Source organism: Bacillus sp. SYZHCR11 (assembly GCF_057196865.1).
The window spans coordinates 149,637-159,594 of the sequence record NZ_JBXUND010000005.1 but is presented as its reverse complement, the minus strand read 5'-3'; the positions used below and the strand labels follow the sequence as shown (position 1 = coordinate 159,594).

Annotated in this window: 4 protein-coding genes and 1 pseudogene; 2 read left to right on the top strand and 3 right to left on the bottom strand. The window is 44.1% G+C overall.

The window, feature by feature from the left end:
• The coding region (locus AC2CGA_RS17455) for a collagen binding domain-containing protein (protein ID WP_484480257.1) at positions 1–4,179 on the bottom strand (4,179 nt) is incomplete at its 3' end.
• 180 nt (positions 4,180–4,359) lie between these two features.
• Complete coding sequence (locus tag AC2CGA_RS17450) at positions 4,360–5,436, bottom strand: response regulator (RefSeq protein ID WP_015388553.1); 1,077 nt, start codon at positions 5,434–5,436, stop codon at positions 4,360–4,362.
• A gap of 234 nt (positions 5,437–5,670) precedes the next feature.
• Between AC2CGA_RS17450 and AC2CGA_RS17445 the strand changes: the two are divergent.
• Both AC2CGA_RS17445 and AC2CGA_RS17440 read left to right on the top strand, forming a co-directional pair.
• Positions 5,671–7,554 (top strand): annotated as a pseudogene (locus tag AC2CGA_RS17445) (sensor histidine kinase); the annotation flags it as partial.
• Between the two features lie 15 nt (positions 7,555–7,569).
• The gene (locus AC2CGA_RS17440; RefSeq protein WP_256079800.1) at positions 7,570–8,706 is read left to right on the top strand and encodes a sensor histidine kinase; all 1,137 of its coding nucleotides are present in this window, start codon (positions 7,570–7,572) and stop codon (positions 8,704–8,706) included.
• Positions 8,707–8,859: 153 nt separating this feature from the next.
• Here AC2CGA_RS17440 and AC2CGA_RS17435 read toward each other — a convergent pair.
• Positions 8,860–9,958: exosporium glycoprotein BclB-related protein (locus tag AC2CGA_RS17435; RefSeq protein ID WP_484480256.1), on the bottom strand; the 1,099-nt coding region annotated here is incomplete at its 5' end.

Below are 9,958 nucleotides of genomic sequence, written 5' to 3'. Positions count from 1 at the left end.
CGTATTTAACACATAGCCGTCAGGCGCTTTCGTTTCGATGAAGGCGTAATGACCCGGGGCAAGGCCGGATGTTTCTACTTTTCCGTCCTTATCTGAAACCAGATCGTCCTGAACTATTTTTCCATCACTATCGACGATTTTGAAAACTGCGCCTTCAAGGTTCCCGCCGTCTGCATCTTTCTTCGTTAAAGCGGCTTTTCCTTTATAATTCACCATTGATCCCAATTCAACATCAGGTACTTGATTCTTTTCGTTCTTTGCGATTGAGAAGTGAATGGCTTTTGTGTTTACGATAAACCCTGATGGGGCTTTCGTCTCCATCAGCCGGTAGTATCCGGCGGGCAAACCGTTGATCTCAACTTTCCCATTTTTATCGCTTTCAATATTATTTTTTATCAGAGTATAGGTACCGTCGCTTGATTTTTTCTCAAGCTTAAATACAGCACCGGCCAAAGGATTATTGTTTTCGTCTTTTTTGATAAGCGTCACCTTATTTTTTTGATTTATGACTTTATAGAGTGCTCCTGCTACGGAGGATTTGCCGTCAATCGTAACGGAGACCCCGTTTACATAAGCATCGCTGATGGTGTAGCCGTCCGGCGCTTTTATTTCTTTCAGTACATAGGTTCCGTAACGGATATTCCCAAACGTAAGTTTACCGGCATCGTCTGTTGTGCCCGTACGCAGCAGCTGCTTGCCGTCTTTAGACCATAATTGAAAGTCTGCTCCTGAAAGAGATGTTCCGTCTGATCCTGTTTTAGATATCGTCAGGCTTCCCTTCTCCCCTGACCCTGAGCCGCCGCCGCTTGAAATAGCGACAAACACTGAGCTGTTGTTCTCTTGGGTCTGCTCCTCAACATTCGTCCCTGATATCGACACTTTGTTGTTGACCTGACCGCTGCTGCCGGAAATATTAATGAGAGAACGATATTGTATGACATACGCACGGTCGATTTGTTTATAGCCGCCTGTAAAGGTAAGGACAAATGATTGTTCACCGGTGGCATTGTCAGTTTTCATATCTAATTTATAGTCCTTATCTTTCTCAAGCCGCACATCACCCGGAATAAGATTTCCGCTGCTGTCTTTCATAACGCCGTTCTCATTATATTTTGCTTGATATACTTTAAAAGAATCTTCATCTATTATTTGATTCTCATCCGGTGTGTCTTTGACTTTTACGTCATCCAGTGTCGATTGGCTGGCATTGACATTGATGTTCCAATCGATATTGTTTCCGTTCTGTTTGCCGCCTTTAGAAATCAGGTTTCCTCCGTTTGCGACGGAAACTGAACCCGTCAGCGTTCGGTCTGCATGGTCATTATTAAAGTACTCTGCTTTGTTTGTGTATTGATTCTGTTTAATGACCTGGCCTTTTAATGACGTTTTAAATTCAATCAGGTATGGTACAGCGTCATCTGTTTTGAGATGTACGGTTAACGTATTTTTGTTGCCGTCTGACAGCTCTTCTATTTCATATTTTGAAGGATCCAGCGCCTCTCCTTCAGTGATAGAGCCGTTTTTGCTGATGGTATACGTTTTAACAGCAACCGACCCATGCAAAAATTGCTGACCATCTGTGATCGTATCTTTTATATAAGGATGTTTTGAAGGTTCGCCATTGTAATTGATGCCGACTTTCCATGTGATTTCTTTTGAAACGGCGTTGTATGAGCCGTTTTTGAATCCGTTATGGGACGTCTGATTGTTCGGTGTGAAGCCGCTCGATTCCTTATTTGTGCGTTTGTTGCCGTTTTTATCGGTCCATGTCGACTCCGCCGTATTTTTAATCGTTTCGTTTGAAAAGTCAGCGTTGAATTTTGTCTTATACGTGATCTTAAACTGACTGTTTGTTTCTGCGTAGTCCCCGATCAATGCTATTGTAAAGCCTTGATTTCCGGGCTTTTTTGTTAATGTATAATCCGTTCCTTCTTTCAGCGTTTTGTTTTCAGTCGTGTCTTGCATGTTAAATGAATCGTCAATGAGCGCCAGGCCTCCGCTGGTGAATTGATCATCCAGCGTCCAGTCTTTCATTGTGTAACCGTTTTTGTTAACTGTGATTGTCCAATCAACCGTCTTCTTCTCATAGTCTGCGTTTGAATAATGTTTGATCAGATTCTGCTGAATGGCGGTTCCCGGAGTTTCCTTTGAGTCCCCCGTATCTGTCATTGCTGTATTGGTGTATTTGACAGGACTGTCAATAATGACCCCATCGTTGACTTGAGATTGATAAATGATCTTATATGCTCCTGTGACAGTTTGCTTGAATTTTATTTCAAAGCCGTTCCCGTTATCAGTCAGCGTATAATCATCACCCTCTTTTAATGGGGCGCCCTCTTGTTCGCTGCCGTTCTGGCTGAATGTAATCGGAAGGACTTTCAATGATCCGGGAACTAGATGCAGATCGTCTGATCCGAACGTATCCTTGATGCCGGCTTTGGATTGATCAATCTTTTTCTCACCGTAGTTGTACATAACAGCCCAGCTGAACGTTTGGGTTTCTCCTTTATAACCTGTCGAAGATTTTTCTATCATTTTTCCGTAACCCGCTGTTACGGAAGCTTCCGCAGAAATCGGCTCCGCATTGTCTCCGCTGAATGCCGCCTTGTTTGTCAGCGTGATGTTTCCGCCTTTACCCGGCTTTGCCTCATCTTTAATTTCCGTGTCATATATGAGCCGGTAGGCTGAATCAATTGTCCCGGCGAAGGTGACATTACCGTTTTCGCCAACGGTATAACCTGAAGTTATCTCATTTCCCTGACTCACCGAGCCGTCAATATTCACATCAAGTTCATACACTTTCACAGAGCGGAAAGTCAATTCGTCCGGAAGGCTTTCAGTCAATTTCGCATTTTTAACTTCTTCTTCCTTTTTATTAAGGTCAACCGTCCACGTTACCTTTCCGGGATTAATGCCTTTATTCAATGACCCTGATTTCTCAATGGTTTTATTGACATTCGGTTTAAAATAAACCGTTACGTCCGGCGTATCAGAGTTAACCGGAAACTTAATCTTTTGTGTGGTTGATCCTTTTATTTCTTTCTGATTGAATTGGGTGTTTACATACAATGACCCCTTGACGTTAGAATCTTCTTTTACCTCGCCGTTAAACGTCATGATGACATGGCCGCTCGTATTAATGGAAAAAGTTCCGTACGTACTATCGCCGTCGGTCAATGGCTGGTTCGTAATGTCATTATGCATAATAAATTCTTTAGGCAGGTCAAATTCATATCGATCACCGTCGTTTATTGTTTTCCCCAGCTCATTCGGAATCGCCCATTGGATGGTGATATTCGCCGGAGAGTTCGTATTCGCACGGTTGTTTTTGTCATATGGTTTTCCTTTTTCATCCGTCAATTTCACATCAGTTAAAATATTTTGCGTAATCCGGTTTCCGCCTGATTGAAGGCTTTTAGCGGCAGATTTGCTTGTAATCACCATTTTTGATTGACTGCGTTTAGCAGAAGGTTTTGATTTCGTTGCCTGTTCTGCTTTATCCCCGCCGTCTGCAGATGCTGATTTTTTCTCTGTCTTATCCTGAGGTTCAGCAGGTGTTGAAGAGGTGTTTTTTTCTGTATCGGAATCCGTTGTTCCGTCTTTCTTCACAGGTATTAACACTTGCTGGGTCTTGCCGGCATCCAGTTGAAAAAGAGCTTTTGCCATTTTCGTCTCATCTGTTATGTCGGGAGTAAACTTCGCCGACAGTGTAATGGAGCCTTTGGCATCCCCGGCATCCGCTTCAGCATCGTTCACTTTCACTTCCAGCGTGCTTCTGTTTGCTTCAGCTTTATATATACCGATCACCCGATCAGCTGATTTCAGCTCACCTTCGGCATCATTATCTAATGTAAAACTTTCCGGAATCTTTACGGTGATATTCCGGTCACTTGCATCTTCTTTGTGTTTTAGTGACCATTCGTATGTCAGTGTCACTTTATCTCCCGGTGTTAAAGCCGGTTCACCGGCTTTTGATCCGTCAACGGTCTGCTGTCTGCCGTCTTTGACTGCAACTGAATCAAAGAACCCGCTCTCGCTATGTTGTGATCCGGAAGCGGCTGCGATCGGAGTAAAGCTGACAACTTGGCTGAAGATGAAAAACAGCGTGAAGCATGAAATCAATGCCGCCCTCAGCCTTTTGCTTTTTTTCGGGCTGAACGAAAAGTTCCTCACTCCCAATGTCTTATTCCTCCCCTTTTATATAGATTTACGTTCGAACAAGCCGGTAAGCATGGGATTCTCCTTATCCGAACCAAACTACATTGTATGAAATCGGCCTATACAAATTCTGTACATGGGATCATTTCAGAAATAGCGCACAAAAAAAGACCGGCATCAGCCGGTCCGGTCATTCAATCGTCAATTGATTTTATCTTTTAATTGTTTATATCGTTCGTATTCCTTTATCGCCTCTTCTACCTTTCCCAGTTTATTAAATAACTGCAGTTTGTATTGTATAATTTTATCGTCACCGGGCTCTATTTTCTCAACCTGCAGGCAAACGTCCATCGCTTGACGATCGTTCTTCTCTTGGATGAGAAAACCAATCAGTTCGTACGCTTTGCTGAGCCACAGATGGGCAAGACGCGCTTTTTCCGGCTCTGCCCACAGATAGCCATTCTCCATGAGATAATGGTTCTCATATGACATGACCATGTTCATGTGCCGGGTTAGTGCAGCTGCGCTGAGCGGAGGAGCCTCTTTGAATGTTTTTTCCCATTCAACTGTATCAATCTTTACCCCGGAAAGCCGGAGAATGTATCCTATATCAGTATTTTCTATTGATTGGCTGAAGGGCAGCTGACCGATTAATTTCCGTATCTGATATATTGTCGAGTAGAGCTGGGTGCTTGCTTTTGATATATCATAAGCAGGCCAAAACATCTCCATCAGCATGTCTTTACTGACCGTGCGCCCTTGATTAAGAAGTAAAAATGCATACAGTTCACGGGCTTTGGATGTTCTCCACTTGACTGTTATGTATGTTTTGACACCATTTACCGATTGATAAAAGTCCAGGTTCCCAAAACATTGTATAACATAATCCGTCCCGGTATTCCCGTCCGCCGACCTGAGTTTTTTATTCATTCGGATCCGCTCAACAGTTGTCAGCAGCCGGGCATTGTCAACCGGTTTTAATAGATAATCGACAGCATTCAATTCAAACGCTTTGATCGCGAATTCATTATAAGCGGTGATAAAAATAACTTGGATATTTTCATTGACCTCCTGAATCGATTCAGCAAGCTCAATACCGTTTATCCCGGGCATTTCAATGTCAAGAAACACCGCATCAGCTGCTGAAAGTTCCGAATGCTCCAGAACTTCCGCCGGATCTTGAAACGTTATAATAGATTGAAAGGCGTTTGTCCGCTCAAGCATACGATTAAAATGAAGCAATGCCAGTTCCTCATCATCCACAATTAACGCTTTCAAACCGCATCCCACCCGTCAATATAGATATATCTGAAAATAATTTCAATTATACCATGCCCAATGCCCTATATAGTTGGATTCTTTTTCTTTCTCTTGTTGTATTATAACGTTTGTGATTACAATATTTATACATTAAATAGGATAATAGAATGCCCCTGAATGGGATAAAGGAGTAATGATGTGAAAGAAAAATTTATTTCGATTACGATTATTTGCGGCTATGCTGCTTTCTTTATGATTTTTATGGCCATGGATCATTTTTCAGGATCATCCCTCCCTCAAGCGGAACAGGGCGTGATCAATCTGGAAAATTGGGATTTTCAAAAGGATGGAAATGTCCAGCTGAACGGGAAATGGATTCTATATCCAAATCAGATGCTGTCACCGCAGGCGCTTCATTCAGCAAAAGGAAAAAATCCCGTACTCGTTGATGTCCCTGTCAATGTGAAGCTGTTCGGAAAAACGGCCGACGTGGATTACGGAACGTACAAACTGACAATCCGATCAAATGAAGACAATCAGGTTTTGGGGATCAGCACATCTTATATCTACAGTTCAAACCGCCTTTATCTTAATGGAAAAATAATCGGACAGAGCGGCAATCCTTCAGAAAAAGCTGATTTTAAGGCGCAGAACAAACCGTACAGCAGCTTTTTCAGGCTTCGCAAGGGTGACAATGAACTTGTCCTGCATTTTTCGAATTTCGGAAAAGTTCCCGGCTGGGGGATCGCAAAACCGATAACGTTTGGGACTCAAGAACAAATTATACGCGAGAATCAAATTTCCTTTTTTAATGATTCCATTATGATTACGGCTTTTTTCATTACCGGTTTATATTTTCTCGGCTTTTTTCTGCAACGGACAAAGGATAAACATTTATTGTTCTTTTCCGTGATGTGTCTGCTTTTTTCAGCCATTATTCTTATGATCGGGAAAGAAAGAATTATCTTTCTCCTCTTTCCGTCTATTTCATTTTCATTGCTGAATTCCTTGCGTATCATCTCAACCGTGCTTGTCAGCATGGCGGTTTTTCTTTATCTCTTTTATGCATACAGAGAAATTGTTTCAAAAACGACGATCACCATTTTAACCGCTTTATCCGGGATCATCTTGATCACTGATTTTATGTCCGGAAGTTTCATTGATCACCTCTCATACATTTTACATTCTGTGCTGGCCGTTACGACTCTGTTTTATATTACATATATTTTTACGATTGCCGCCATAAGAAAAATAAAAGGAAGCACGTACCTTACACTCGCATCCGTCTCGATGAGCGCTTTTGTGATTCTTACGACCATTTCAGCTTACAGCGGCAAAACAGCTTTTTCTTTTAATTCGATCTATTCATTGCCGACAGTCATCGCTTTATTGGCGGTGGTTCTCCTGATGGCGCAGCAATTCGCCGGAGCTTTCCGGGACAATGAAGTCCTCTCACGGAAATTAGTCAAAATGGACCAACTGAAAGATGAATTTATCGCCAAAACTTCACACGAATTCAAGACGCCGCTGAACAGCATTATTAATATATGCCAAACCCTTGTAGCCGGCAGAAAAAAGAAGACGATAGAGGAAGAGAAAGAAAATATGCAGCTGATCATCCGTATGGGCTACAGACTTTCCGATCTCGTAAATGATATTCTTGATTTGGAAAAAATGAAGCAGGGGATGCTGCAGATTCGTCCGGTTCCCGTCGATGTGCATGCCGTCATATGCAGTGAGATGAACTTCTACCGGCTTTTATCCAAACATAAAAAACTCGCGATTCTTAATCATGTGCCGGACGATCTCCCTTTGGTGCTTGCAGATGAAAACCGATTCCGGCAAATCTTAACCAATCTTATTGAAAATGCAATCAAGTACACATCCGAGGGGAACATTATTCTTTCCGCCGAAAACCTGAATGACAAAATGATTCAAATAACCGTGACCGATTCCGGCAGCGGCATTCCTGAGGCTGATCTTGAAACCATTTTTGATTCTTTTCAGCAAGCGGGAGGGAAGGAAGAAGATGGAACGGGTTTAGGTTTAAGTATTGTGAAACAGCTCGTCAAGCTCCAAAACGGGGACATCTGGGCGGAGTCAGCGGCGGCGCAAGGATCAGCCTTTCATTTTACGTTACCCGCCGCTCAAATTGTTTCTTTACCGGAAGCAAAGACCGAACTTCCTAAATCACAGCCCGGACAGAGAATACCGGATATTTCGCTGGTCACGCCTTATCACTCAGAGAAAATCGATGCTCCGACGATTCTGATTGTCGACGATAATATCGAGAGTTTGAAAATTTTAATTGATATGCTGGAAGGTGTTCCTTATAACGTAATCGCAGTAAAAAGCGGAAAAGAGGCGCTTCAAGCTGTCACTTCCTCGAAGCTTGACTTGGTCATATTAGACTTGATGATGCCTGACATGACGGGTTTTGAAGTCTGCACAAACATCCGCGAAAGGTTCAGCATGGTCGATCTGCCGGTTCTTATCGTTACGGCAGCCATTATCAGCCATGACAAATACAAGGCGTTTCATGCCGGAGCAAACGACATTTTACAAAAGCCTTATCATTACTCTGAATTCACCGCGCGTATTAAAAATTTAATTTTGATGAAGCATACGGCTCACCAAGCCACAAATTTAGAAATGGCATTTCTTCAGTCGCAGATTAAGCCTCATTTTCTTTACAATGTATTAAATACGATCATCGCGCTCAGCCATTTGGATATTGAAAAAGCAAGGGAAACCACTGCTGCATTTACAAACTATTTAAGGATGAGTTTTGATTTTCAAAACACTTCGGACATCAGCTCATTCAGAAACGAACTTTCTATCATTACGTCATATCTTTCTATAGAAAAAACACGCTTCGGCAAACGGCTTGATATCCTTTTTGATATTGAACAGGACATTGACTTCCCCCTTCCGCCTTTAATGATACAGCCATTGGTGGAAAACGCCGTTCATCACGGGATCAGTAAGAAAAGAGGCGGCGGACGGATAAAGCTGACAGCGAAAAAACAAGGCGAAAACACGTATTTTATCAAAGTGGAGGATAATGGAACCGGCATCATGCCGGACATACAGAAAGATATTTTGTCTTCTGATGTTAATCGCAGTGTCGGCCTGAAAAATATCAATCGGCGGCTGAAGCATTTTTGCGGAAGCGAATTGACGATCACCAGCACCCCGGATGAGGGCACCGCTGTTTCGATGATGATTCACACTCCCGGCACAACGGATGATTTGATCTCACTAAAAACGTCTTCATTAAGATACTGATTAACTTCAAAAGGCATGTAAATACTTCTGCCGGCTGTCGGGAAATTCCCGTCAGCCTTTACAGAAAGACGTAAAAACAAAAAAGCTTGAAGAAAAAATGATATCTTCTCCAAGCTTAGCTTAGATGATCCGCACCAGTCTGGCCGTTCTCACTTAAGAAATCGTAACCCCCGCGCTTGCATATCCCGCCACTGTATTAATAAGCGAAAGGCCTGTCGCAGTGGCAGAGAATACCATTAACAGCCGGGTTTGAGGAGTTACCGCAATGTTCAGCCCTGTCGTGATTCCGTTGCTGATGCTGCCGATTGACAATATGCCGGTGAGGGGAGGAGCTAAAGTGACGGATGCTCCGGGGATCGGCGTGAACGTATTGTTCGGCACAGTAGAACTGTATAGTTGTGCGGTTATCGTAACAGTCGAGCCGACAAGCGACAATGCTGCGGTTGTACTGAAATAAGCGGCAATTGATGTAATGGTTCCGCTTCTCGGAGCAGAAAAAGCAAAGTTCAGCAGAGTTCCTCCAGCCCCGGTAAGATCAATTGCGCCTCCCCCTCCGACATTGACGCCCGTCACAGAATTGCCGAACCCGACAAGGCTCACCGTTCCGATTAATCCGCCGGCAATGGTCGTCACGGCAGTGGGAAGACCAGAAGCATACGGAATGATCGCGCCTGCTCCGGTGATCCCGGTGGCGCCTGTTGCTCCAGTAGCCCCGGTGGCTCCGGTTGCTCCCGTTACTCCGGTCGATCCGGTTACCCCAGTTACTCCCGTTACTCCCGTTACTCCTGTTACTCCTGTTACTCCTGTTACTCCAGTCGCTCCGGTGATCCCAGTGGCTCCTGTAGCGCCAGTAGCCCCGGTTACTCCGGTTGCGCCTGTTACTCCGGTCACTCCGGTTACCCCAGTTACTCCGGTTACCCCAGTTACTCCGGTTACCCCAGTTACTCCGGTAGCTCCGGTGAACCCAGTGGCTCCAGTTATCCCAGTGGCTCCAGTAGCCCCGGTGGCTCCTGTTACTCCGGTCGATCCGGTTACCCCAGTTACTCCAGTAGCTCCGGTGATCCCAGTTGCACCTGTTATTCCTGTCGCTCCTGTTACTCCGGTAGCGCCTGTTACCCCGGTAGCTCCCGTTATTCCTGTAGCTCCTGTTACTCCCGTTACTCCCGTTACTCCTGTTACTCCTGTTACTCCGGTCACTCCGGTTACCCCAGTTACTCCAGTAGCCCCGGTGGCTCCTGTTACTCCAGTCACT